The following is a 25,048-nucleotide window of genomic DNA, read 5'->3' as shown; positions in this document are numbered from 1 at the left end:
TACCCGGCATTCCAGTCGATATTATGGAGCTTAAGAGGACAGCATATGCTGTTAATTAGGGTGGTACCGCGAGACAATTCGTCCCTTCTTTATAGAGAAGGGATTTTTTTATGGAAAAATAGAGATAGGACAAACTTATTAATAGTCATCTAAGAAAAAGGGAGAGTTAAACTGTGAAAAAATTATCATTTTCATCTGCGCTCATCGTCATTTCATTACTTATGGGCTGGATGCTTTTCAGTATTATCATTATGAAGGTAGAACCACACATGCCTCTTTTAGTTGGAATTGTAGGGACTAGTCTTTTTGGTCTTTTAAGGGGAATCAAGTGGGAATCCATTGAGAAAGGCCTGCTAGAAAGTATTACAACTGGATTAAAACCTGTTTTGATCTTATTTATTGTGGGAATGATGATTGCAATCTGGATGCAAAGCGGGACAGTTCCTGCACTGCTCTATGGGGGACTGAAGTTTATACAACCTGAATGGTTTTTAATTAGTGCTTTATTAATTACAATTATTGTTTCGAGCTTCACGGGTAGTTCATTTACAACGATCGGTACGATAGGTATTGCTATGATGGGAATTGGAACAGCAATGGGAGTCAATCCAGCTCTAGCAGCAGGAGCCGTTATATCTGGTGCTTGTTTTGGAGATAAGATGTCTCCATTATCAGATACGACAAACTTCGCTCCTGCTGTGTCTGGTGTCAATCTATTTACGCATATAAGACATATGATGAATACGACTATTCCTGCCATCATCGTGACGATTATCTTTTTCTTCATCATGAGCAATCAATTTTCCGCTTCTGTTGATCCAGAAGATTTATCGAAATCTCTTTCCGTGCTATCGAGTGAGTTTAACCTTACGTTTTGGACATTATTACCTCCATTGGTAGTTCTCATTCTAGCTCTTAGACGTGTTCCTGTATTATTAACGTTAATTTCTGGTTTGATCGCAGGGATTCTAGTTGCGATTGGAGCACAAGGAGTCTTTTCTGCAACAGCGATCTTGAACACGATGCAAAATGGATTTGTACTTGAAACATCGAGTGAGCTAGTTAATGGAATTATTAACAGAGGTGGCTTACAATCGATGATGTGGAGTGTTTCCTTAATTTTACTTGCTCTTGCACTAGGTGGTGTACTGCAAGTATTAGGAATTATTCAAGCGCTCATGACGGGGCTTACAAAATTATTGAATCGCAAAGGACATTTGATCTCAGCAACTGCTGGTTCTTCTATCGGGGTCAACTTATTAACGGGAGAACAATATTTATCAATCTTGTTACCAGGCCAAACCTTTGAGCCGTTCTTTGATAAGGCTGGTATCGATCGAAAGTACTTATCGAGAACGCTAGAAGATGCTGGAACACTTGTGAACCCCCTCATTCCTTGGGGAGTTTCTGGCGCATTCTTCGCAGAAACACTAGGTGTTTCTGTACTGAGCTATTTACCGTTCGCTATTTTCTTATGGCTCTCTCCGATATTTACGATCGTATTAGGATACGTAAACGATATGCGCTTTCAAAAGTCTAATACGCTCCAAAATGGATAAAACAACACCCTCCTGTAAACAGTATTAGTAACATACTGTTTACAGGAGGATATACCATGAAACTATCTAGATTGATCTTGTTGCTATCGTTTGTAATCGTTATTTATGAATACCGTTATAGAATAGTAAACAGCTTACTTGGCATTGCGATGGTAAGACGTTTCGTAGTAGGAAACTCTTTGAAGATACCAGGTGTTCGCAAAAAGCTGTTCTCTTCGTTTTTATCTTAAATCTCTGCCATCTGGCGGAGGTTTTTTAGGTGGTGGAAACATGTATTGGACACATATTTATTTTGATTTAGATAATACCCTCTATGATCACGAGAAAGCTTTTCGTAAAACAATACTGCATTGTGCTGATGAAATGCTTACTAGAAAAAACGCATCTGTTTCTCCTGATAAGTGGTTTGATGTTTTTAAACATTACTGTGATGAATATTGGGAGTACTATGAATCTGGACAGTGGACGAGAGAAACGTATCAGATCAATCGCTTCCAAGCTGCTAATAAGACATTCGATATCTCAACATTTAATGAGGAAGCACTCATCTTTCAAGATCAATATGAAGCCAACGTAGCAGCATTCGCAGAATTATTTCCAGGTGCAGAAAGACTTCTAAATGAACTCTCAGATCAACATGTACGCTTAGGTATCATAACGAACGGTTCTAATGAGGTTCAGCGTTCAAAAATCAAAGAGTTACGATTAGATACATGGTTCAAAGATGAAAATATTTATATTTCTGAACAAGTTGGTATTGCAAAACCAGATCTTCAACTCTTCTACTATGCTAAAGAAACGAAAGGAAACTACTTATATATTGGAGACTCCATGAGTCAGGACATCAATCCCGCTATAGAAGCTGGATTTGATGTCATCTACTTTAATTCAAGACAAACGGCTTCAAAATCAATAGACAAAGCTGTACCTGAGGTGATTAGCTTTCAAGAACTTTCAACTGTGATAAAGAAATATTAAGCTAATTCTTATCAGGCTCTCTAATGATAGGTTTATTAAGATATTGTATGAGCTGAACATTTTTACCACTTTTCGTTTGATAAAGCACTAATAAATATGGTGATTCTTTGTGAAGGAGGATATATGGAATCGTACTTCCTATAGGAGTTTCAAATTCACCTTCTTCTGGCTGAATCCCAAGAAAATAGTATTTATATAACCCCTCCCATATTCCTCCGATCGCATCTACCGACTGTGCCTTTGTTAGACCAGGTAGAGGAGAATCTTGATAGTTGTGCAATTTTGTTAATGGAATTATATAATAATCACTTGGATTCACCTGAAACTGATCGAGTAATAATTTAAATACGATCTGTGCCTGTTGTGAAGTGGCGTGATCTAAGAGTTTCTTCCACTCTTCCTCCTCACTGCTGGTTGGAACTGTGAAGGATTCGAGTGGTGTCATCGGAGAATCAATCACGTAGAGTTGATCATAGCTCATCGCTTGTGCGCTTTTAATAACATCATTAGGGTAATGAATCTCACCATAATGGTACGAGATCGCTTCGTAATGACCACTATCTTCACTCTTAACTTTTTTTCGATTGGTAAGCTTTTTGGCATTTTCTTCCCACTTGGACATCGTTTCTAATAAGCGTCCTTCTTCATACAGTAATGTGATGTCCTGCCTGAGGTATGCTGTTTCACTCAAATTTGATTCTGTTTTCAAGCTTAGCGTGTATTCATCTTCATCTTCCTGCGTTAAGATGGAAAGAGAGGTTTGTGATGACTCAAACGTTGTGTTTGGATCAGGAGGAAAATAAGTGAATGTTTCCCTCACCGGATTACTGTTTGTGTTTACGAGGATGAGTGCAAAAAAACCTATCATACTAAGCATGATGATATAATGTATTTTCTTAATCATCCTGAACCTCCAAAATTAATAAGCTTGTCATCATACTATGATGGAATGTTGATTTTTAGTAGAGTAAAAAGCATGACGATTATTGGGATAGGAAAGGGAGTATTCGAAATGGGTAATCAATTTAATGCAGATGAATTATTGAAAACGACAGAGGAACTAGTCAGTATCCCTAGTCCATCAGGATATACAGATGAAGTCATCAGCTGGGTTGAAGGAAGACTGCAAGAATTAGGGATGTCATGCAGGAGAAATAATAAAGGTGGCCTTATCGCAACGATTGAAGGAAAAGACACGACGAAACATCGGATGCTAACTGCTCATGTTGATACTTTAGGGGCGATGGTAAAAGATATTAAGAGCGATGGTCGACTCCAATTATCTTTAATCGGAGGTTTTCGTTGGAATGCCATCGAAGGGGAATATTGTGAAATCATTACGTCCTCTGGTAAGAGGTATACTGGAACGATCTTACTTCATCAAACATCTGTCCATGTGTATAAAAATAACGGTGAAATTAAAAGAGACGAGAAAAACATGGAAGTTAGATTGGATGAGCAAGTACACTCTAAAGAGGATGTATTGAATCTCGGAATCAGCGTAGGAGACTTCACATCGTTTGACCCTCGCGTTCAAATAACAGAAAGTGGATTCATTAAATCAAGGCACCTAGATGACAAAGCGAGCGTTGCTTTGCTTCTAGCAACGATTAAGAAGGTTAAAGAAGAAGAGATAACCCTACCTTATACGACACATTTTCTTATCTCTAACAATGAAGAAATAGGCTACGGTGGAAACTCAAACATTCCTCATGAGACGATTGAATACATAGCAGTGGATATGGGGGCTTTGGGTGATGGACAATCGTCAGATGAATATACGGTTTCCATTTGCGCAAAAGATTCAAGCGGACCCTATCATTATCGCCTTAGAAATCAATTAGTGAATTTAGCAGAGTCTTTCGATATTGACTATAAAGTAGATATCTATCCATATTACGGATCAGACGCATCCGCGGCTATACGTGCAGGAGCAGATATTCGACATGCTCTTATCGGTCCAGGAATCGATGCGTCCCACGCATATGAGCGCACCCACAAATCATCCATGCTTCACACAGCAGAATTAATATATCGATACATCCAGTCTTCGATGATCAATTAAGAAAATCAGCCCTTACGGCTGATTTTTTTTGTGCCCAATTATTCTTCATGTATGCACAATATGGTATTGGTTAATGATGGATATATGGATATGAGGAGGGGGACGTATGTCTGAGGATAAAATTAAAAACCCAGTAACGAAGTCATTTGCAGATAACGTGAACTATTTACATAAAGAGCTCGGTGTCGGAAAAAGCTTTGATGTTATTCAGCTTGACTTACAATACGCAGGTAGAAGCATGGCGATGTTTTTAATAGATGGCTTTGTGAAGGATGATATTCTACATTACTTGATGAAATTACTTTCGCAGTTAGATCCAGATCAGCTTGAGCCAGATCCACTAGAAAAGTTGATGCAGGTTCACTTACCCTACGTAGAAATTGATAAACAGAATGATCTTGATGCGGTAATCGATCAGGTGTTATCAGGCCCTACTGCTCTAGTAGTAGATGGGATTGATGAAATCATTATGATCGATGCTAGAACTTACCCAATAAGGGGTCCTCAGGAACCAGACTTAGAAAGAGTAACAAGAGGCGCAAGAGATGGGTTTGTCGAAACAATCGTATTCAATACTTCGCTAACAAGAAGAAGAGTGAGAGACAAAACGCTCAGGATGGAGTATATGCAGGTTGGAAGGCGTTCTAAAACGGATGTCTGTATCAGTTATATAGAAGATATCGCGGATCCTTCAATTGTGAAACGAATTAAAGATTCTTTAGAAAAAATTGATACAGATGGCATTCCGATGGCTGAGAAGACCATTGAGGAGTTTATCTGTGGTCGTCCATTGAATCCGTACCCTCTCGTAAGGTATACAGAACGCCCAGACACTGCAGCTGTACATCTTTATGAAGGACATGTTTTGATTTTCGTAGATGGTTCTCCTAGTGTATTGATCACACCAACTACGTTTTGGCATCACCTTCAACACTCGGAGGAATACAGACAAAAGCCGTTAGTGGGTGCGTACCTAAGACTGATTCGCTTTTTTGCTGTTTGGCTAGGTATTTTTATCTTGCCGTTATGGTATTTGTTTGCATCGAACCCTGAATTACTTGGTGAAAACTTGCAGTTTATTGGAACTGAAGATACAGGTACCATACCGATCTTCCTACAATTCTTAATGATTGAGATCGGACTCGATATTTTAAGGATGGCTACGATTCACACCCCTTCTTCACTTGCTACAGCCCTTGGTCTTGTAGCTGCGATCCTTATCGGACAGGTTGCGGTTGAAGTTGGTTTATTTATCAATGAAGTCATTCTATACTTAGCATTAGCTGCGATGGGTACATTCGCTACACCTTCTTATGAATTGAGTCTTGCGAACCGTATCGTCCGAATTGGATTGTTGATTTTGACTGCCGCTTTTGGAGTGGTTGGATTTTCGATTGGAATCACGCTATGGATTCTGCTGCTCATCCGTACAAAATCATTCCATATTCCCTATCTATGGCCGTTCATTCCGTTTTCTTACCGTGCATTTCGAGATGTTATCCTACGTTCTCCAATGCCGATTAAGAACAGAAGACCAACCGTACTGCATCCGAAAGACCCAGATCGGTGATTATTAGGCATTCTCTTAAGAGAGAATGCCTTTTATTTGTGCGGAATCATTTTACTTGAGGGTGTGGATTGCTATAATAAAACTGGTGAGTAAAATGAAAAAAACAGTCTTTGAAGTACAACAGCTCCTAAAAAGGTTCGGAATGTTCGTCTATACTGGGAACAGACTAGGAGATCTTGAACTGATGGAGGAAGAATTACACGAGTTATATGACATGAAAATGATTGATCAAGATTTGTATCTCGAAGCAAGAATGATACTTAAAGCTGAAATGACTAAAGAGAGGGACAAATATGAATCAAACAATTGAAACACTACTAGAACACCGTTCTATTAGAGCATTTGAAAACAAACCTTTAACAGAAGAACAGATCTACACCATTGTACGATCGGCTCAAGCTGCCTCGACTTCTAGCTATATTCAAGCGTATTCAATCATTGGGGTCAAAGATGAGATGAAGAAGAAAAAGCTAGCAGAATTAGCGGGTAATCAGAGTTATGTTGAAAAGAATGGTCATTTCTTTGTCTTCTGTGCTGACTACAATCGCCACCATGAAGCAGCGAATCTTCATAACATAGATGTAACAGAAACAACTGAATCAACCGAGAAATTTATGGTTGGCTTGATCGATGCGTCATTGGCTGCTCAAAATGCCACAATCGCTGCTGAATCTATGGGTCTAGGCATATGCTATATCGGCGGACTTCGAAATTCACTAAGTGAAGTAAGTAAGCTTCTAAACCTTCCTTCCAAAGTGATTCCTTTATTTGGTCTTTGCGTAGGTTATCCAGAACAAACACCAGTTAAAAAGCCGCGATTGCCCATGCGAAATGTTTATCACGTTGACGAATACGAACCTAACAAACAAGCGTTCATAAATGGATTGAAGGAATATGATGAAACAATTTCTTCTTATTATGAAGAGAGAACACAGGGGCAGCGTAAGGCTGGGTGGACTTCTCTCATGGCAAATAAGTTAGCAAATCCCGTTCGAACTTATATGAAAGAGTTTCTACAGAAAAAAGGTTTTCCGTTAAAATAAGACAGAGAGAAAAAGGTGGATGATGATGGTGGAAAAGAAATGGTTTATCGGAGTGGACCTTGGAGGCACAACAATAAAATTAGCATTTATTAATTATTATGGGGAAATACAGCATAAATGGGAGATTCCTACTGATAAAAGTGAAGAAGGGCGTCATATAACGACACATATCGCTAGAGCTTTGGATGATAAGATGGAAGAATTGGGCTTACCGAATAGTCATTTTATCGGAATCGGTATGGGAGCCCCTGGCTTTATTGAAATGGAAACTGGATTTATTTATCATGCGGTGAACATCGGCTGGAGAGATTTTCCTTTGAAAGACAAGCTTGAGATGGAAACGGGGCTACCAGTAATCATTGATAATGACGCCAACATAGCTGCTCTTGGTGAAATGTGGCGAGGAGCAGGAGATGGAGCACGAGATCTCTTATGTGTAACCCTTGGGACTGGGGTAGGTGGAGGAATTATCTCTGGTGGAGAAATTATTCATGGAACGAATGGTATGGCTGGAGAGATTGGTCATATTACATCGATCGTTGATGGTGGCGTTCAGTGTAACTGTGGAAAGAAAGGGTGCTTAGAAACGATTGCATCTGCTACTGGTGTTGTCAGAACAGCGCTCGAAACGATGGATGAACATCCTGAAGGATCCTTACATAAAATAAGCGGAGAAATTACGGCACGTGACGTTTTTGACGCGTATCGAGCAGGTGATGCTCATGCAACAGAAGTCGTAAACTTCACTACATCTCATCTAGGACTGGCGATCGCCAATCTTGCGAATGCTTTAAATCCGTCGAAGATCGTGATAGGCGGAGGCGTGTCTAAAGCAGGAGATACATTGCTTTTACCTTTAAAAGAAGAATTCGATAAATTTGCACTTCCACGTGTAAAAGAAGGTGCTGATTTTGCAATCGCAACGTTAGGAAATGATGCTGGCGTCATTGGTGGCGCTTGGTTAGTCAAGACGAAGCTTATGCAAAAGTCCTGATAAAACATGTTTAATTCTTAACATTACCGGGAATTAATGAGGTCTGAACAATAAGACCTCTTTTTTTTTATGTAAAATAACCCAAATTGAAACTTTTTATTCGGATGAATCGTTATTATTAGTAGGGAAAAGACAAGTTTTTAAATGAAAACGCAGATTTTGGAGGAAAATAAGGAGAAAAGGTAGTTGAATTATTTCCAAAAACGTACTATCATATCGTTTATGTATGGTTGATAACGAAACAGATGGTAGCTCTTTCCTTATAGCCAACTAAGGAGGTACTAAGTAAATGATGAAAAAGCTACAAAACAAATATTCATTTTTCTTTATTGTAGCAATTATGCTTTGGATTAAAACGTATTTTGTATATGAATTTGCTTTTAACATTGAAACAGAGAATAAAATGGAAGGGATTATCCTCTTTCTGAATCCATTAAGCTCTATTCTATTGTTCCTAGGTTTTGCTTTATTCGCATCTCCTAAGTATAGAAACAGAGTTCTACTAATAATCGATTTCATTGGTTCTTTCATATTATTCGCTAACGTCGTTTATTATCGTGAGTTTACAGACTTCATCACGATCCCATTGTTATTCCAAACAAATAACATGGGTGAACTTGGAAACAGTATTACGGAGCTCGTAAGTGGATATGACTTCTTCCTCTTCCTTGATATCATTGTGTTAGCTGTTTACCTCATGGTACGTAAGACAAAAACATTTGAAGTGAAGAAGAAAGAAATCGCTATTGTTTTCGCAAGTGCAATTGCGCTTTTCGCAGTCAACGTAGGTCTTGCAGAGACAGAACGTCCACAGCTGTTAACACGTACATTTGACCGTGAAATGCTTATTAAATATATCGGAACATTTAACTACCATGTTTACGATGCTGTTCTCCAGTCTAAAGCAAAAGCGCAGCGTGCTTTTGCAGATGGCAGTGAGATTGTGGATATTGAAAACTATGTCAAAGCCAATCACGTCGAACCAAACCCAGAAATGTTTGGAAAAGCAGAAGGTAAAAACGTTATCCTCGTTTCACTCGAATCTACACAAACCTTCGTTGTTAACGAAGAAGTAGATGGTAAGGAAATCACACCTTTCCTTAATGATCTAATTGAAGATAGCTATTATTTCCCTAACTTTTATCATCAAACAGCACAGGGGAAAACTTCTGATTCAGAATTTATTGTTGAAAACTCCTTGTACGGACTTCCAAGTGGAGCGGTTTTCTTCACACATTCTGGAAATGAATACAATGCTAGCCCTGAGGTTTTAAGTGAAGAAGGTTACTACAGTTCAGTGTTCCACGCAAACAACAAGAGTTTCTGGAACCGTGATGTTATGTATGATGCTCTTAAATATGACAAGTTCTATGACATCAATGATTTTTCTGTAACTCCTGAAAACTCGATTGGGTGGGGACTGAAAGATGAGTACTTCTTTGATCAGTCGATTAAATATTTGAAGACAATGCCTGAACCTTACTATGCAAAGTACATCACGCTCACAAACCATTTTCCTTTTACACTTGAAAAAGAAGATGAGTACATTCCAGAGTGGACTTCTGATGATGGAACAGTGAATCGTTTCTTCACGACTGTCAGATATCAGGATGAAGCACTTAAGAAGTTTTTCGAACGCATGAAAGAAGAAGGGCTATATGAAGACTCAATCTTCGTATTGTATGGAGACCACTATGGAATTTCTCAGAACCACAACAAGGCAATGGGAGAATTCCTTGGTAAAGAAATCACGCCATTTGAGACCACTCAATTACAACGAGTACCATTAGTCGTTCATATTCCTGGTCAAGAAGGGGAAGTGATGGAACAGGTAAGCGGTCAAATTGACCTGAAACCAACTATTATGCACCTTCTCGGAATCGAAACCAAAGATATGATTAAGTTCGGTAACGATTTATTCGCAGAAAAGCAAGATAACTTTACAATTCTTCGTGACGGAAGCTTTATCACCGAAGACCACCTTTATACCAATAACGTTTGTTATGACAAAGAAACTGGAGAGGAAACGGATAAAGCTGCCTGTGAACCATACATGGAGAAAGCTAAAACGGATCTTGCCTATTCCGATAAAATCGTCTACGGCGATCTGCTTCGTTTCTTTGGTGAAAACAACGAACAACCCGCTGATGAAAGCGAAAAAACAGAACAGTAAGTAAAGAACCATGCCCATAGGGCATGGTTCTTTTGTTTTGGTTTATTAGCATACTACGATGAGCTCTCTACATAGCATAGTATGAAGGCTTCTAGGGTGGAGGGATTGGATATGAGAGTAAGAGTGAAGAGTGGAGATACAATGTGGAAGTATAGCAGAGTATTTCAAATACCAATGCAGCTTATCATCGATAGCAATGAAAGCGTTGATCCAAATCGGCTAGTCATAGGAGATATGATCAATATACCTGGCTACGTAACGAAAAGCTATACGATACGAAAGGGAGATACGCTCTGGAGTATAGCTTTGTGGTATGACGCGCCTCTGGATGGAATCTTACTCATTAATGATGCCAATCCTTTCGCGTTACAAGTTGGAGAGAAAGTAAACGTCCCCATTCGAATGATTTGGCCTCTTGTGAATCCAGAGCAAAATTATACTTATGAAACGATGGTAAAAGATATACAAAAGCTGTTAGCTGTTTATCCGTTTATAAAACGGTCTGTTATCGGTGAGTCTGTTATGGGGAAGCCTATTCCGGAATTACGAGTAGGCGTGGGTTCCAAGAAAGTCCATATGAATGGGGCCTTTCATGCAAATGAATGGCTGACAACAGCCCTATTGATGAAGTTATTAAACGATTACTTAATGGCACTTACGAATACTCAGGTGCTAAGTGGTGTTTACTTGCCACCTCTTTACGATTCTACGTCCCTTTCAATTGTTCCGATGGTAAACCCTGATGGAGTAAACTTGGTCATTGATGGCTTGCCAGAAGAAGAGCCATATCGCACGTTAGCGAACGATCTAAATAATGGAAGTGGAGACTTTAATCGCTGGAAAGCGAACATACGAGGTGTAGATTTAAATAATCAGTATCCTGCTAAATGGGAAATAGAGGCAGAACGGAAGCCGAAGAAACCATCACCGAGAAATTTTCCTGGTTATGAACCTTTAAGTGAGCCTGAAGCAATTGCAATTGCAGAACTCTCACAACGTAGGAATTTTGACCGAGCACTTGCATTCCATTCTCAAGGAGAGGTCATCTTTTGGGGATATGAAGGTCTTGAGCCGCCTGAATCTGAAGTTTTAGTAACTGAATATTCAAGGTTGAGTGGCTATCGCCCGATTCGCTATGTTGATAGTTTTGCAGGCTATAAAGATTGGTTTATTCAAGATTTTAGAAGACCAGGCTTTACAGTAGAGATAGGAAAGGGAGAAAACCCGCTTCCTATAAGTCAATTTGGTAAGATTTATAACGATACGATAGGGATATTTCTATCCTCTCTATATATGTAATTTACTTGTCATCATTATGATTGTTTGCCATAATGAAAGAGAACTGAATAGTTGTTGACTAGGGGTGCCTACGTATTCGGGTAGGCTGAGAATAGGAAACCAATACTTTCTATACCCTTGAACCTGATCTGGTTTATACCAGCGTAGGGAAGTCGGTAGAGGTATTTAATATGATAACTGCCCTCATTCCATACGCGGAATGAGGGCTTTTTATATTTTTCTGAGAAAGGAAGGATAAAAATGAAAGATTTTAACCTATATGTTATAACCGGTGAAGAATTTCATCCTGATAGAAGTTTATATGATGTGATGGAGGAGGCAATGTTAGGCGGAGCTGAGATTATCCAACTTCGTGATAAGCACAGTAGCAAGAAGGTGATTTTGGAAAAAGCCAGGATACTCCGTGAATTGACAAGTAAGCACAATGTAACGTTTATCGTTAATGATCATATTGATGTTGCACTGGCTGTAGATGCAGATGGTGTTCATCTAGGACAGGATGATCTACCGATAAGCGTAGCAAGACAAATTATAGGTACGGATAAAATCATAGGAATCTCTACCCACAAGATAGAGGAAGCGCGCCTTGCAGAAAAAGAGGGTGCGGATTATATAGGAGCTGGACCTGTTTATAAAACGAATAGTAAAAGCGATGTGGTCGATCCAGTGACTACAGCTTACATTAAAGCCGTTGCATCAGAAATTACCATACCGTTTGTTGCAATAGGTGGAATCAAGCTCCATAACGTGGAGGAAGTTTTGAGTGCTGGTGCGTCCCGAATATGTGTAATTAGTGAGGTTGTAGGTAGCTCTAACGTTCAAGGTACTAGTGAAGCATTCATTGATAAGATTATTCGTTCAAAGGAGGTTAATCATGAGACTGCATATTAATGGCGAAACGTATGACCTTGAAGTAGCGACTATGGCGGATGTGGTTCATCACTTCCAGTTACAAAAAGGTTTGGTAGCGACTGAATTAGATGGAACGATTATAGACCGTGACCGTTGGGACGATACGGAGCTAAGAGATGGCATGAAAATTGAACTTGTTCAATTTGTGGGAGGTGGATGAATATGAACGATGTACTAACAATCGGTGGAAAACAATTCGACTCTAGATTGTTCCTAGGAACAGGGAGGTATCCAAATCCCTTCGTACAAAATCAGTCAATCGAAGCTTCAGAGGCTGAAGTATTAACCTTTGCAATCAGGAGAGTCAATTTGAACTCTCCTGACGAGGACGCGATTCTTCAGCACTTGGGTGACAAAACGTTTCAATACTTGCCCAATACATCTGGTGCTACATCTGCTGAGGAAGCGGTAAGAATCGCTAAATTAGCTAGATCTTCAGGGTTGAGCAACTGGATAAAGATTGAAGTGAGCAGAAATGATAAGACGCTATTGCCAGATCCAATCGAAACAGTAAAAGCGACAGAGATCTTAGCGAACGATGGATTTGTAGTCTTACCATATACATCGGATGACCCAGCATTGTGCTACAGGTTACAGGAAGCTGGAGCAGCTGCAGTCATGCCCGGCGGGTCTCCCATCGGAACTGGGCTAGGAATATTGAATCCATATAATATCGAACTCATTACAGAGGAGTTGACGGTTCCTGTCATCGTTGATGCGGGACTAGGTAGCGCAGCAGATGTAACAAAGGCGATGGAGCTTGGTGCCGACGGTGTGCTGTTAAACACGGCAATAGCAAAAGCAAGAAATCCGGTCAAGATGGCTGAAGCAGTAAAACACGCGATTAAGGCAGGAAGACTTTCTTATTTATCAGGTCGAATACCTAAGAAAAAGTATGCCACTGCGAGTAGTACGGTCAACTATATTTCGAAGTAGAAGGGTGTTGTAAGCATGGCTAGCGTTTCAATAGTTGGTGGAGGTGTCATCGGCCTGTCGATCGCTTATGAGTGCAGGAAACGAGGATTTGAAGTTACCGTAATTGAATCGGGAGTATGTGGTGGACAAGCATCTGGTGCTGCTGCTGGGATGCTTGCTCCTTATTCCGAGATAACTGAAGACCCTGATGATTTCTTTAAATTATGCCAAAGAAGCCTTAATCTATACCCTGATTGGGTCGAGCATATCATGCAATCATCGAATGAATCATTTGAATTTAGCAATTGTGGAAGCCTTTATGCTATTTTTCATGAAGCCGATCTCCTTTCGCTAGAAGCAAAGAAACGGTGGCAAAGTGAATATGGAATACAATCCTACTTGTTATCAGGAGATGAAGCTAGAGAAAAGGAGCCTTTACTCTCTGACGATGTATACGCTGCGCTTTGGTGCCCTGCTGAAAGTCATATCTATGCACCGGGATATGTAAAAGCATTGATTCAAGCATGCAGAAATGCTGGTGTTAGCATCATAGAACATGCTGGCGAGGCAGAGTTAGTAGATGGTGAGCCTCACCTCGTTAGCACAGATAAAGGTTTGATAAAAGGTGACTTTATTGTGCTTGCAACCGGAGCATGGTCACAGAACTGGGAAAAAGGACTAAATTGCTCATTACCTGTTTTTCCGATCAGAGGACAGATTTGTGCATATGATGGCCCATCATTAAGTCATATCGTGTTTACCAGTCAAGGTTATTTTGTTGGAAAAGAGAACGGAACGCTAATTGCAGGTGCTTCTGAAGATATTGCCGGTTTTAACACTAGTGTTACGGAGCATGGGATAAACCGTTTAGAATCTTGGAGTAAAAAAGTGTTACCTGATCTAAGGGAAGAACGACCGTTTCATAAATGGGCAGGGTTAAGGCCAGCCTCACAGGACGGTTTTCCAATCATAGGAAAGGTTATTGAAAAACCATCAATCCTCATAGCATCAGGACATTACCGTAATGGAATATTACTCAGTCCAGTAACGGCGGAAATCATCGCAAATGAAATCGAAGAAATGCCTCAAGAAATTCCAATCGAGAGCTTTAGACCGGAACGGTTTCAGTTCGTTTAGAAAGGAATGAAAGGAAATGTATAAAGTACTTACGATTGCAGGGTCTGATAGCGGAGGGGGAGCTGGGATTCAGGCTGATTTAAAGACGTTTCAAGAGAGAGATGTCTACGGTATGAGCGTTATAACTGCACTAACTGCCCAAAACTCTCTAGGTGTTCATGGCATCTATCCACAATCTTTAGAAGCGATATCGAAACAAATCGACGCAGTATTATCTGACATCGGAGCGGATGCGATCAAAACAGGGATGCTCTTTTCTGCAGAAATCATCCAAACAACTGCTTTGAAATTGAAAGAGTACAACGTAACGAACCTCGTGATCGACCCTGTCATGATTGCAAAAGGAGGTTCGACGCTTTTAGAAAAAGAAGCAGTTGAGTCATTAAAAACAGACCTATTGCCGTTAGCCTCCGTTATTACTCCAAATATTCCTGAAGCTTCGGTGTTACTGAACGGTATGGAAATTCAAACGATCGAAGACATGGAAAAAGCGGCAATGGAACTGACTAACTACGGATGTCAAGGAGTGTTAGTCAAAGGTGGCCATATGAATGGGAAGGATTCTGTTGATGTTCTTTACGTAGATCAAAAATACTATTACTACGAATCTAAAAGGATCGACACGAAACACACTCATGGTACCGGCTGTACCTTTTCGGCTTGTATCGCAGCGGAACTTGCAAAAGGAAAGTCCATTTCTGAATCTGTATCCGTTGCAAAAGAATTTATTACTTCTGCGATACAGCATTCCCTTCCTCTAGGTAGTGGAATCGGTCCTACTAATCATGCTGCTTATCGAATAAATCAAAGCGTTGATACCCACTCCTATTGAAGTGGGTATTTTTATTGAACCCTTATAACTGGTGAATAGAAACTGGATATGTTATAAACGATAATGATAACTCTATTGAAGAAAGGTCAAGTAATGAAACCAATAATCGCTGCAAAGAATGTGAGAAATGAACGTGTGAAGAATGTTGATTTTGAACTGATGGAAGGAACGTTAACTACGGTTATTGGACCTTCAGGTTCTGGGAAGAGTAGTTTACTCATGCTATTGAATCGCCTAACGGATCCTGAAGAAGGTGAAATTTCCTACAAAGGGAGGCCGATGTCTGACTATCCGATTGACGAATTAAGAAGAAAAGTGGGGATGGTGTTTCAGCAAGCTAACTTATTCGATGGTACCGTTGAGGATAATTTGAAGTTCGGTCCTTCCCTAAAAAAGGATTGGGATTCCAAACTTGGCGTTTCTCTATTACAAAAAGTCCATCTACCTGAGGACATGCTAACGAAAGATGTTGAACATCTTTCTGGTGGGGAACAACAAAGAGTAGCGTTAGCTAGGACGCTTGCTAATGATCCTGATGTGCTATTACTCGATGAAGCAACGAGTGCGCTAGATATGAGAACAGTCGAACTAATAGAAGAATTATTAGATTGCCTCGTAACTGAAGAAGGGAAGACAATCGTAATGATCACGCATGATTTGAAACAGGCGAAAAGAATTGGGACGTACACCCTCTTTATGAATGAGGGAAGTCTTGAGGAAAAAGGGAACTCTAAAGAGTTATTTAATAATCCGACTTCTGAAGCTCTTATGAGATTTCTTGAGGGATAAGGTATGACAGAGATATCAAATTTGTCCCTTCTCACCATGATTATTTTTGTAATGATACCTGTCTCAATGTCATATTATTTCTCGCTCGGAATAAGTAAATCAGCGATATGGTCATCTTTTCGAGGGGTCGTTCAATTATTTCTGATCGGTTATGTTCTTACTTTATTGTTCTCATTAGAAGACTGGCAAGGTGTAGGCTTATGGGTAACCGTCATGCTTGTGATTGCCTCGTTGCAGGCAGCTAAGCGAGGTAAGGGTGTTCCTTTTGCCTTTACGCTATCGTTTGTTTCTCTATTGATTATTGAGGTTTTCGTCCTTTCCGTTTGGATAGTATTTGATATTATCCCATTCAAATCAGAACAGGTTATTCCGATGAGTGGTATGATCATTGGGAACAGTATGGTAGCTACAGGGCTTGCATTTGAGAGAATGAAAAATGAATTCAATGACGGCAGGGGTAAAATCCTCGCAGCATTATCATTAGGAGCTAAGCCAGCAGAGGCGTCCAAAATGATTATACGAAAAACAATCAGAGCATCAATGATTCCGAACGTAGATACACTGAAAACAATCGGGTTGGTTCAGCTCCCCGGAATGATGACTGGACTTATTTTAGGTGGAGCTTCTCCAATAGATGCGATTAGGTATCAAATCGTTGTATCCATAAGTATCTTTTCGTGTGTTTCAATATGTGCAATGATTATATCGCTTGTTACATATAGATTTTTCTTTAACAATGATATGCAATTACAAACTCTTGGAGGAGGAGATTGATGTGGCAATTGTAGATGTAACAGTTATTCCAATTGGAACCAAAGAGCCAAGTGTTAGCAAATATGTGGCTGAGGTCCAAAACATTCTGGATTCTTATACAGATCGTATTACGTACCGTTTGACACCTATGAGTACACTGATCGAAGGTGAGTTGTCAGATCTATTAGAGGTCATTCAAGCGATCCATGAATCACCATTTCAACAAGGGATCGAAAGAGTAGCAACAAATATTCGAATAGACGATCGAAGAGATAAGAAGGTTAAGATGGAAGATAAACTAGCGTCAGTAAATAGACATAGAAACTAAAAAAAACAGCCAAATGGCTGTTTTTTTAGTGGCCTCCGCCGCCTCCAGATCCGAAGAGAACATCGATCATTGTAGCAACGGTAAATGCGCCAAAAACTAGAACAGTTAAACCTGCAAAGGCAAGGCCCATAAAGTTTTTTTCACGAAAGGAACGTAATAAGCCCCAAACAGAAAATAACGTGACGAATGCAAAAATAATTGCTAAACCCATCCGGAATACCTCCTTATCCATGCAATCATTATCAGTATACCCTTAATTTAGGATGATATGGCATGGTTAAATCTGAACAAATTTTAACTTTAATGGATATGTACATAAGTCCTTTATTATTTTAACCGTTTTCTTATGATTTGTCGAGGCGTCATTCCTTCAAAAATGTTAGCTCGATTTGATAAGCCCTTGCGATGCCTTCCATCAACTCTTTTTGCATAACGTCTACATAGAACACATTGTTGTCAGAAGCAATGAGATGTTCTTCAATTTGGAGAAGCGACATTTCAATTTGTTCTTCATCACCTCTATCAATAGAAAATGCTGTCACCATATCTTCGTATAAATAATGCCTGTTGTTTTGAGAAGTAAATCCATAGTCAGGTAGTTGAGGGGTCGTTCTACATGATTCGGATAACCTGATGAGCGTATATGTTTCACCAAATGCATGTTTTGAGTCATAGAATTCTGCTAGCAAGCTAGCTTCTTCTTCATGAGATACAATGACGAGCTTTCCATCACGGTCGATCGCATGAACGAGTTCACCTGTTTTTTTTACAAGCTGAGAAATGAGACCTGGCAAAGCACCAGAAGGAGGGATCAATTCAACTCCATAAACGATAGACATCTCGTACATCTCCTTTTAAATCGAGTTTTTTATAGTGTAGAATAAGTAACATAAACTTTCAATGGAGGCGATTTGAATGAATTGGAAACAGATAGCGGTTGGTCCTGTACAGGCTAATGCTGCAATAGTATGGAACGAAAAGAAAGAAGCTCTCATCATCGACCCAGGAGCAGAAGGGCGTAAGATTTCAGGAGAAATTGAATCTCTAGGACTGGAGCCTATTGCAGTGTTACTCACGCATGCTCATTTCGATCATATCGGAGCAGTTGATTTTATTCGCAACCAATATCGTATTCCGGTCTATTTACACAAAGCGGAAGCGAAGTGGCTTGAAGATCCGAAATTGAATGGTTCTTCACTGTTCCCAATGGTAGAAGATACCGTCGCGAAACCAGCTGACAATCTTATTCAGCAAGAACAAACGTTAACTGTCGGATCGTTTAGTACTGATATATATGAAACACCGGGACATTCTCCAGGGAGTGTATCTTTTCATTTCAAAGAGCTTGGCGTTGTGTTTTCAGGAGACGCACTTTTCCAGGGAAGTATCGGCCGTACGGATCTTCCATTAGGAAACCATGAGCAGTTGATTGAGAGTATACATAGCCGTCTTCTAAAGTTGCCTGAGAGTACGATTGTAGCGTCAGGTCATGGTCCTGCTACGACAATCGAGGACGAAATGATGAATAATCCGTTTTTAAATGGTTTTACCCTATGAGATATGTCGATTTTAACTAAGATTAAGTCAGAAATAGCTAACTCTGCTGAAAAAGCAATCTCTTATGAACGGTTTATGGAAATAAGTTTGTACGACGAAGAAGGGTATTATGGAACTAACCGTAAAAAGACTGGTAAAGCAGGAGATTTCTACACTTCTCCTGGGGTACATGAGGTATTTAGTCGTGTTATGGGAAGAGCTCTTGCAACAGCGATTGAAACAGATGTACTTCATCCCTCAATCGTTGAGATTGGAGCAGGAGAAGGTGAATTTCTGCTCTCATGCCTTGATGAGATACAATCGTTCGATAAGGAACTGTACAAACGACTTACGTACTATGTAGTCGAGACAAGTCCATATCATAGGAAAATCATTGAGAATAAAACGAAGAACCTCGATAAAGTTATGGTTTACAGCTCGATCGAAGAGTTAAAGAGCGAACTCAAATCATTCGAAGGCATCATCTTTTCAAATGAGTTACTAGATGCCTTTCCAGTCAGAGTAGTTGAGAAAAAGAACGGGATGTTGTACGAAGTTCTAATTGGGCTATCCGAGATTGATGGAAAGTTAATCGAGGTATACAAACCTTGTACAGATTCAGCTATCTTAATTTGGATAGAAAACTATGGCTTCCTAATGAACGAAGGGCAAAGAATAGAGGTCCCTCTTTATATGATGAGTTGGTTTATCTCCATTGCTAATTGGATGAAGAAAGGGCGAATCTATACGATCGATTACGGCTACACAGATGACGAGTGGAATCATCCAGCAAGAAGCTCAGGGAGTTTAAGAGGTTATTATAAACATCAGCTCGTTCAAAACCCTCTAGAAAATATAGGTGAAATGGATTTAACAACTCACATACCGTTAGATGCTTTGAGGAGGATCGGTGAAGAACATCATTTTAGATGTCTTGAATGTGAGGTACAGGGGCGCTTTCTCGTTAATCATGGCCTGCTGGATTTCGTTGAAGATAACCGAGAGAATGATCCATTTTCCCCTGTACACAAAAAAAATAGAGCTGTAAACTGGCTGTCACAAATGAATCAATTTCAGGTTGTCGTGCAGCAAAAGTAAGCAACGAAAAAGACGATGCACATGCATCGTCTTTTTCGTTGCTTTAATTAATGACCGCCAGAGCCTGGTGTCATCATAAACACTGACCAGTAGGAAAAACCGACCATAAATAACGTTAAGTATACACCGAAAATATAAAGATAAGTACGTTCAGTTAAGTTCAAAAGACTTAACGCAAAAAACATGCCGGCCTGACCAAGGAAAAGCAGTCCGACTACAGGCATACCACCGACAAAACCCATCAGTGAGAAGATACCTGTCCAGAAAGCCAATACTTTGTACATTCTAGGCATAAGAAGTTCCTCCCTTGCTCGTTCATTCCCATACATATCGTATTATATATGAGTTGTTGATAAAAAGTAAATGCTAGCCTCATGGCAAATTTGTGTCGAGTACATCCTACCCTTGTAAAGGGTTCCAATTTATTATCCCAAATCGTTATTAAAATTACAAATCATTTTCTTGTACAATATTTGTTTAATAGTTGTATAATTTGGGTAGAGTTACTTAACGCGAAAAAATGAAAAGGGGAGAAATAAAATGGAAGATAAATTATTATTTTATACGTATCCAAGCTGTACATCATGTAGGAAAACGAAAGCTTGGCTAAAGGAAAATCACGTTGATTTCGAAGAAAGACATTTATTTAAGGATACACCTACTATTGACGAGTTGAAGCAAATTATCACGATGTCAACAGAAGGCATAGAAGAAATCCTAGCAAAAAGAAGCACATCATTCAAAAAGCTCGATATGAATATCGAAGACCTAACTGTGACTGAGATGCTCGAATTGATGCATAATGAACCAAAATTACTAAGAAGACCAATCGTAACAAATGGAAAAAAACTTATTGTTGGATACAATAAATCTGAATTACAGAATTTAAACCAGCGAAAGAAAAGTTTCGCAGTCGTATCATAAAATTGGCTGGGCTAGCTGGATTCGAACCAACGCATGACGGAGTCAAAGTCCGTTGCCTTACCGCTTGGCTATAGCCCAATGCCTGTTTACAAATGTTAGTATGAGCCTATAGTAAAAACTTATACATTTATTTTGGAGTTATTTTAATTACTTGGACCAAAAATAGAAAAAACGGTAATGTCCAACCAGTTTCTTGAATACGATGAAACATAATCTATGTCACAGCGATATGCAGGAAGTTTTTCCGCGTATCGCTTTTTATTGGTTTGTTACATAATTGTGAATTGAGAAGGGTTATTTACCTCCACGATGAAGCTAATACGGTAGAGGGAGGTAATCATAATGGAGTGGGAAATTAAAAACGTTGTGACAGATAGAGGATATTTTGAAGTGTTTGTAAAGGGGAGTGGCTCTCCAATATGTGTGACGCACCTCTATTCAGAATTTAATGCGTCAGGGGATTATTTTGCAGATACATTTACAGATCATCACACTGTTTATCTCGTTAACTTAAAAGGTGCCGGAAAATCTTGTGCAGCGGATGAACCTCATGAGTATTTTATGCTCGACACAGTATTTGATCTAGAATCGATCCGAAAAGAGCTAGGCTACGAAAGCTGGTCATTCGCAGGGCATTCAACGGGAGGAATGCTAGGCTGTGTGTATGGGATCTATTCTACAGAAGGGCTTTCTAAACTAATTCTTGCAGGTGCAGCTGCACGTGAATATGCTTCTTCATCTAGAAACTGTATCTATCATCGTGAACATCCAGAATATGATGACATGCAGCGTTATATTGAACAATTGAAAAATCCTGCCTTATCTCCAGATGAGCGTCAAACGATCTCAATGAATCGTACAAAACTTTCTCTTTATAACCCAGATCAGTATGAAGAATTATTTTCTAAGGGAATACATAAGGGGCTTTCGGCAGTAAGGATGAATTTTTTTGCTAGAGAAATCATGCACTTCGATGTCACGAGACAGCTCAAGAAGATAACCGCACCTGCGATGATACTATGTGGTAAGCATGATGTGCAGTGTCCATTACCTTTTTCACAAGAAATGGCTGACAGTATTCAAAACTCAGAGTTCGTTGTTTTTCATGAAAGTAATCATTATCCATTTCTTGAAGAGCGGAAAAAGTTTCAAAAAGTCATACAAGATTTTCTTAAAAGGTAAGAAGGAATAAAGAATCAGGTAACGAATACTTCTTCTTACGGTTTGAAAAGTGTCGTTTTCTGCCGTCATATCGAAGCGGAAGAAGGTGTATTTTATCTGAACATCGAAGCAAAAGGCCAAGAAATTATCAAACAAGCAGTGGAGGTGGGAGCATCAGACGTTCATTTTCATCCTAAAGAAAAGGGAACGTTGATCCAATTTCGAGTGGATAATAAGCTTTATGATGCAATGTGGCTCTCATCTTCAATAAGTCAAAAGGTGTTATCACATTTTAAATTCCTTAGTGGAATGGATATTGGAGAGAAACGTCGTCCACAAAACGGAGCGATGGACATTGTTCTTTATCCCCATCGTTTTCACATTCGTTTATCTACAATCCCTACGCCATATCACGAAAGTCTCGTACTCCGCATTCTCCCACAAGATGAAACACATGCCTTTAAAGAACTCTTCTTATTTCCTACAATAGCAAACCGTCTCCTTCAAATTGTCAGCTACAATAGTGGGCTTTTCATGATTACGGGCCCAACAGGCTCTGGAAAAACCACTACGCTTTATTCTCTTCTGCAAACCCTCAGTGTAAAACGCCAGCGTCGTGTATTAACGATCGAGGATCCTATTGAGAAACGAAACCCTGACTTTATACAAATGGAAGTGAATGAAAAAGCAGGGCTGTCTTTCTATGAGGGGTTTAAAGCAGGACTACGACATGATCCAGACATACTAGTCGTTGGTGAAATTAGAGATGAGAAGACAGCGCAGCTTGCGATAAGAGCAAGCATGACAGGGCACTTAGTTGTATCTACCCTCCATACAGGCAGTACGCTTGAGTGCATCCCCCGCCTTCTTGAGTTTGGCATCCCCCTTAGCTATATCGCACAAACCCTTAGAGGAGTAGTGACACAAAGACTCGTCCCTATTAAATGCCCTTTTTGTGAAGTTTGTTCACTTGAATGCTTAAAGAGAAGAAAGCACCGAAAACTCGCGGTCGTTGAAATACTTGCCGGTTTACATCTCCAAAAAGCACTTCATGATCCGACGCTCCTTTCAATACAAGGTCAAACCACGATTAAGGATTATGTTCTCAGAGCGTATGCCCTCGGATTTATCGATAAAGAAACTGTTGAAAGAGAATTGGGGTTATGGAACCGTGAATCGATCCAAATGGAGGCTTGAGCAGAAAGCTGATTTTCTTTGTCGCACAGGTAAGATGCTAAGAGAAGGGTACACATTAGGGAATGCCCTCGAAGTTTATTCGATTTATCAAAAAGATCATATTAAGAAGAACATCCAAACGATGATCATTCGTCTAAAAGAGGGAAACGCATTCCACGATGTACTATCCGAGTTTCAATTTCCAGATGATATCCTCTCTTATCTGTGTATGTCTGAACAGCGTGATTTCGCTAATGGCATTGTTGCTTCAGGAGATTTGATGAAGAAGAGGAGTGAATGGCAGAAGCGACTGAGAAGTACCCTTGCATATCCCATCATCTTATTCTGGATGACAGCTGTTATGCTGTTCATTGTAGGCCACTACTTATTACCGAAGTTCAACGTTCTCTACCAGTCCCTCGATGTTCCTCTTCCTATCGTTTCACGTCTCTTCATGTATCTTATCCAACTAACCCCACTATTTTTAACTTTATTAGTTTGCACGATGATCGTAGGCTATCTTTTTTTCGTCATGAAACAAAGACAGTCGTCTGCTGTTGCAAAAATCCAAATGTATTGTAAGCTCCCATTCGTAAAAACCTTCCTTCCAATATACATCACTCATCATCTTACTCTTCATCTAGGTTTGTTATTGAATAGTGGATTATCAATTTCAGCTGCGTTCGAGCTACTACGAAGACAATCTCACTTCATCCTTTTACAAGAAGAAGCACACCGGATTTCGATTTCACTTTTGAAAGGGGAGAAGCTAGAAGGTTTGTTCGAATGTAAAAGCCTCTATGTTCAAGAAGTAAAAGAAATTTTCATGCATGGACAAGCGAGCGGTAATTTGGGCAAGGAGTTAATACTTTATGGGGAGGTGATGGGGGAAAGGTTTGAAGAGCTTGTAAGAAAAGGATTTTTGGTATTGCAGCCTATTAGTTTTGTTGGAGTAGGTGTAGTAGTTATGCTGATGTTTATGTCGATATTATTACCGATGTTTTATTATTTGCAATCTATCTAGGAGAGGAACATGTGTCGATGAGAATACTTATAAAAAAGGAAGCGGGTTTTACACTGATCGAAATGATGATCGTGATCATGATCATTTCGATGCTATTATTAATTGCTGTGCCAAGTTTAACGAAGAATAACGAAGTGGTTGGTGAAAAAAGCTGTGATGCAACAGTCAAAGTGGTTAAGGCTCAAGTTGCAGCCTATAAAGCTGACAACGACAGTTTGCCTACTTCGATCAGTACGCTAACGAGTGAGGGCTATTTAGAAGAAGGAGCAACGGTATGTCCGAGTGGAGAAGCGATTACAATAGATGGTAGTGGGGTTGTATCTGTTGAGAGTACATCGTGATCAGCTGTCTTGTTCTGGTTATACATTAATCGAAATCTTGATCGTTTTATCCGTGTTCTCTATTTTGCTTGGAATGGTGATTTTGCAAATCACACCCACTCAGACAGCCTCTTCCACACGGCAATTCCTCGAAAAATTACAATCTGATATACGGTATACACAGCAATTAGCGTATAGCACAGGTAAACCTCATCGTTTGTCTATCGCTCCATCCTCACACACATATACCATCATCAATAATGCAGCGAACGTAGTGAAATCAGTTAAACTCCCAGAGAATATTACAATTCATCAAGGCACATTAGGACATCAAATCATCTATGTTGGAAGTGGGAATATACAAAAAGCAGGAACACTATTGATCAGTGATGGCAAGGAGGAATATAAACTTGTCGTTCAGCTTGGAGCGGGTCGTTTTTATATTGAGAAAAAATAATGGGT

General features: G+C 39.7%; 30 protein-coding genes, 1 tRNA gene, 1 riboswitch and 1 other annotated feature (1 of these 33 cut by a window edge). Of the genes, 26 read left to right on the top strand and 5 right to left on the bottom strand.

Annotation, left to right across the window (positions count from 1 at the left end; genetic code table 11):
• Positions 1 to 89: a binding site (T-box leader), on the top strand (it extends 115 nt beyond the left edge of the window).
• An 84-nt stretch (positions 90 to 173) separates the two neighbouring features.
• The 3 genes from nhaC to PFZ69_RS01555 are packed head-to-tail and all read left to right on the top strand — an operon-like array spanning position 174 to position 2,537.
• Entirely contained in the window at positions 174 to 1,559 is a 1,386-nt protein-coding gene (gene nhaC / locus PFZ69_RS01565; RefSeq protein ID WP_270179282.1) for a Na+/H+ antiporter NhaC, read from the top strand.
• 56 nt (positions 1,560 to 1,615) lie between these two features.
• Complete coding sequence (locus PFZ69_RS01560) at positions 1,616 to 1,789, top strand: hypothetical protein (protein WP_270179281.1); 174 nt, start codon at positions 1,616 to 1,618, stop codon at positions 1,787 to 1,789.
• Positions 1,790 to 1,829: 40 nt separating this feature from the next.
• Entirely contained in the window at positions 1,830 to 2,537 is a 708-nt protein-coding gene (locus PFZ69_RS01555; protein WP_270179280.1) for an HAD family hydrolase, read from the top strand.
• A 1-nt stretch (position 2,538) separates the two neighbouring features.
• On the opposite strand, the gene PFZ69_RS01550 is transcribed toward PFZ69_RS01555, so the two are convergent.
• The gene (locus PFZ69_RS01550; protein ID WP_270179279.1) at positions 2,539 to 3,441 is read right to left on the bottom strand and encodes a hypothetical protein; all 903 of its coding nucleotides are present in this window, start codon (positions 3,439 to 3,441) and stop codon (positions 2,539 to 2,541) included.
• A 108-nt stretch (positions 3,442 to 3,549) separates the two neighbouring features.
• On the opposite strand from PFZ69_RS01550, the gene PFZ69_RS01545 reads away from it, so the two are divergent.
• The 15 genes from PFZ69_RS01545 to PFZ69_RS01475 all read left to right on the top strand — a co-directional run bounded on the left by PFZ69_RS01545 (position 3,550) and on the right by PFZ69_RS01475 (position 17,347).
• Positions 3,550 to 4,602, top strand: a complete 1,053-nt coding sequence (locus PFZ69_RS01545) for a M42 family metallopeptidase (RefSeq protein ID WP_270179278.1) — start codon at positions 3,550 to 3,552, stop codon at positions 4,600 to 4,602.
• 106 nt (positions 4,603 to 4,708) lie between these two features.
• Complete coding sequence (locus tag PFZ69_RS01540) at positions 4,709 to 6,172, top strand: spore germination protein (protein WP_270179277.1); 1,464 nt, start codon at positions 4,709 to 4,711, stop codon at positions 6,170 to 6,172.
• A 94-nt stretch (positions 6,173 to 6,266) separates the two neighbouring features.
• Complete coding sequence (locus PFZ69_RS01535; RefSeq protein WP_270179276.1) at positions 6,267 to 6,482, top strand: YqgQ family protein; 216 nt, start codon at positions 6,267 to 6,269, stop codon at positions 6,480 to 6,482.
• Complete coding sequence (gene nfsA / locus PFZ69_RS01530; RefSeq protein WP_270179275.1) at positions 6,466 to 7,215, top strand: oxygen-insensitive NADPH nitroreductase; 750 nt, start codon at positions 6,466 to 6,468, stop codon at positions 7,213 to 7,215. Before PFZ69_RS01535 ends, nfsA begins: the two co-directional genes overlap by 17 nt.
• A gap of 19 nt (positions 7,216 to 7,234) precedes the next feature.
• On the top strand, positions 7,235 to 8,209 hold the full coding sequence (locus PFZ69_RS01525) for an ROK family glucokinase (protein ID WP_442865074.1): 975 nt from the start codon (positions 7,235 to 7,237) through the stop codon (positions 8,207 to 8,209).
• A gap of 289 nt (positions 8,210 to 8,498) precedes the next feature.
• Positions 8,499 to 10,382 carry an LTA synthase family protein gene (locus PFZ69_RS01520; protein WP_270179274.1) on the top strand — a complete coding sequence of 628 codons (1,884 nt, stop codon included), beginning with the start codon at positions 8,499 to 8,501 and terminating at the stop codon, positions 10,380 to 10,382.
• A gap of 111 nt (positions 10,383 to 10,493) precedes the next feature.
• Entirely contained in the window at positions 10,494 to 11,681 is a 1,188-nt protein-coding gene (locus tag PFZ69_RS01515; RefSeq protein ID WP_270179273.1) for a M14 family metallopeptidase, read from the top strand.
• Between the two features lie 50 nt (positions 11,682 to 11,731).
• A riboswitch (TPP riboswitch) is annotated at positions 11,732 to 11,848 on the top strand.
• 73 nt (positions 11,849 to 11,921) lie between these two features.
• On the top strand, positions 11,922 to 12,572 hold the full coding sequence (thiE, locus tag PFZ69_RS01510) for a thiamine phosphate synthase (RefSeq protein ID WP_270179272.1): 651 nt from the start codon (positions 11,922 to 11,924) through the stop codon (positions 12,570 to 12,572).
• Positions 12,556 to 12,753, top strand: a complete 198-nt coding sequence (gene thiS / locus PFZ69_RS01505) for a sulfur carrier protein ThiS (RefSeq protein WP_270179271.1) — start codon at positions 12,556 to 12,558, stop codon at positions 12,751 to 12,753. Before thiE ends, thiS begins: the two co-directional genes overlap by 17 nt.
• On the top strand, positions 12,750 to 13,529 hold the full coding sequence (locus tag PFZ69_RS01500; protein WP_442865073.1) for a thiazole synthase: 780 nt from the start codon (positions 12,750 to 12,752) through the stop codon (positions 13,527 to 13,529). Before thiS ends, PFZ69_RS01500 begins: the two co-directional genes overlap by 4 nt.
• A 15-nt stretch (positions 13,530 to 13,544) precedes the next feature.
• Positions 13,545 to 14,645, top strand: coding sequence for a glycine oxidase ThiO (thiO, locus tag PFZ69_RS01495; RefSeq protein WP_270179269.1), 1,101 nt, complete (start codon positions 13,545 to 13,547; stop codon positions 14,643 to 14,645).
• 16 nt (positions 14,646 to 14,661) lie between these two features.
• Positions 14,662 to 15,477 (top strand): bifunctional hydroxymethylpyrimidine kinase/phosphomethylpyrimidine kinase, encoded by an 816-nt coding sequence (gene thiD, locus PFZ69_RS01490; RefSeq protein WP_270179268.1) that lies wholly within the window; start codon positions 14,662 to 14,664, stop codon positions 15,475 to 15,477.
• Between the two features lie 93 nt (positions 15,478 to 15,570).
• Positions 15,571 to 16,266: an ABC transporter ATP-binding protein gene (locus tag PFZ69_RS01485; RefSeq protein WP_270179267.1), complete on the top strand. Its 696-nt coding sequence runs from the start codon at positions 15,571 to 15,573 to the stop codon at positions 16,264 to 16,266.
• A gap of 3 nt (positions 16,267 to 16,269) precedes the next feature.
• Positions 16,270 to 17,040, top strand: coding sequence for an ABC transporter permease (locus PFZ69_RS01480; protein WP_270179266.1), 771 nt, complete (start codon positions 16,270 to 16,272; stop codon positions 17,038 to 17,040).
• A gap of 1 nt (position 17,041) precedes the next feature.
• Positions 17,042 to 17,347 carry an MTH1187 family thiamine-binding protein gene (locus tag PFZ69_RS01475; protein WP_270179265.1) on the top strand — a complete coding sequence of 102 codons (306 nt, stop codon included), beginning with the start codon at positions 17,042 to 17,044 and terminating at the stop codon, positions 17,345 to 17,347.
• Between the two features lie 25 nt (positions 17,348 to 17,372).
• Here the strand turns inward: PFZ69_RS01475 and PFZ69_RS01470 are convergent, their stop codons facing one another.
• Together PFZ69_RS01470 and PFZ69_RS01465 are read right to left on the bottom strand one after the other, a co-directional pair.
• A complete protein-coding gene (locus PFZ69_RS01470; protein ID WP_224878389.1) occupies positions 17,373 to 17,558 on the bottom strand; it encodes a DUF2759 domain-containing protein in 186 nt (61 codons plus the stop codon).
• A gap of 151 nt (positions 17,559 to 17,709) precedes the next feature.
• On the bottom strand, positions 17,710 to 18,186 hold the full coding sequence (locus tag PFZ69_RS01465; protein WP_270179264.1) for a hypothetical protein: 477 nt from the start codon (positions 18,184 to 18,186) through the stop codon (positions 17,710 to 17,712).
• A gap of 76 nt (positions 18,187 to 18,262) precedes the next feature.
• Here PFZ69_RS01465 and PFZ69_RS01460 point away from each other — a divergent pair, with 76 nt between their 5' ends.
• Both PFZ69_RS01460 and PFZ69_RS01455 read left to right on the top strand, forming a co-directional pair.
• Complete coding sequence (locus PFZ69_RS01460; protein ID WP_270179263.1) at positions 18,263 to 18,904, top strand: MBL fold metallo-hydrolase; 642 nt, start codon at positions 18,263 to 18,265, stop codon at positions 18,902 to 18,904.
• A 3-nt stretch (positions 18,905 to 18,907) separates the two neighbouring features.
• Positions 18,908 to 19,981: an SAM-dependent methyltransferase gene (locus tag PFZ69_RS01455; protein WP_270179262.1), complete on the top strand. Its 1,074-nt coding sequence runs from the start codon at positions 18,908 to 18,910 to the stop codon at positions 19,979 to 19,981.
• Between the two features lie 47 nt (positions 19,982 to 20,028).
• Here the strand turns inward: PFZ69_RS01455 and PFZ69_RS01450 are convergent, their stop codons facing one another.
• Positions 20,029 to 20,274: a DUF2626 family protein gene (locus PFZ69_RS01450; RefSeq protein ID WP_270179261.1), complete on the bottom strand. Its 246-nt coding sequence runs from the start codon at positions 20,272 to 20,274 to the stop codon at positions 20,029 to 20,031.
• Positions 20,275 to 20,521: 247 nt separating this feature from the next.
• Between PFZ69_RS01450 and PFZ69_RS01445 the strand changes: the two genes are divergently transcribed.
• Positions 20,522 to 20,905, top strand: coding sequence for a Spx/MgsR family RNA polymerase-binding regulatory protein (locus PFZ69_RS01445; protein ID WP_270179260.1), 384 nt, complete (start codon positions 20,522 to 20,524; stop codon positions 20,903 to 20,905).
• Between the two features lie 3 nt (positions 20,906 to 20,908).
• Here the strand turns inward: PFZ69_RS01445 and PFZ69_RS01440 are convergent.
• Positions 20,909 to 20,983: transfer RNA gene (locus PFZ69_RS01440), tRNA-Gln, on the bottom strand.
• A 264-nt stretch (positions 20,984 to 21,247) separates the two neighbouring features.
• Here PFZ69_RS01440 and PFZ69_RS01435 point away from each other — a divergent pair.
• From PFZ69_RS01435 to comGD, 5 genes are read left to right on the top strand one after another with little or no spacing between them, the layout of a single operon-like run.
• Positions 21,248 to 22,087, top strand: a complete 840-nt coding sequence (locus tag PFZ69_RS01435; protein WP_270179259.1) for an alpha/beta fold hydrolase — start codon at positions 21,248 to 21,250, stop codon at positions 22,085 to 22,087.
• Positions 22,088 to 22,129: 42 nt separating this feature from the next.
• On the top strand, positions 22,130 to 23,263 hold the full coding sequence (gene comGA, locus PFZ69_RS01430) for a competence type IV pilus ATPase ComGA (protein WP_270179258.1): 1,134 nt from the start codon (positions 22,130 to 22,132) through the stop codon (positions 23,261 to 23,263).
• Positions 23,238 to 24,266 carry a competence type IV pilus assembly protein ComGB gene (gene comGB, locus PFZ69_RS01425; protein ID WP_270179257.1) on the top strand — a complete coding sequence of 343 codons (1,029 nt, stop codon included), beginning with the start codon at positions 23,238 to 23,240 and terminating at the stop codon, positions 24,264 to 24,266. The genes comGA and comGB overlap by 26 nt, the downstream gene beginning before the upstream one ends.
• A 17-nt stretch (positions 24,267 to 24,283) precedes the next feature.
• Positions 24,284 to 24,607, top strand: a complete 324-nt coding sequence (comGC, locus tag PFZ69_RS01420) for a competence type IV pilus major pilin ComGC (RefSeq protein ID WP_270180588.1) — start codon at positions 24,284 to 24,286, stop codon at positions 24,605 to 24,607.
• Positions 24,591 to 25,043: a competence type IV pilus minor pilin ComGD gene (comGD, locus tag PFZ69_RS01415; protein ID WP_270179256.1), complete on the top strand. Its 453-nt coding sequence runs from the start codon at positions 24,591 to 24,593 to the stop codon at positions 25,041 to 25,043. Before comGC ends, comGD begins: the two co-directional genes overlap by 17 nt.
• Positions 25,044 to 25,048 lie beyond the last annotated feature (5 nt).

This window comes from Alkalihalobacillus sp. CinArs1 (assembly GCF_947387515.1).
Taxonomy (GTDB): Bacteria; Bacillota; Bacilli; order Bacillales; family Guptibacillaceae; genus Guptibacillus.
The sequence above is the reverse complement of the archived record's forward strand: the minus strand, read 5'-3'. Positions and strand labels throughout refer to the sequence as shown.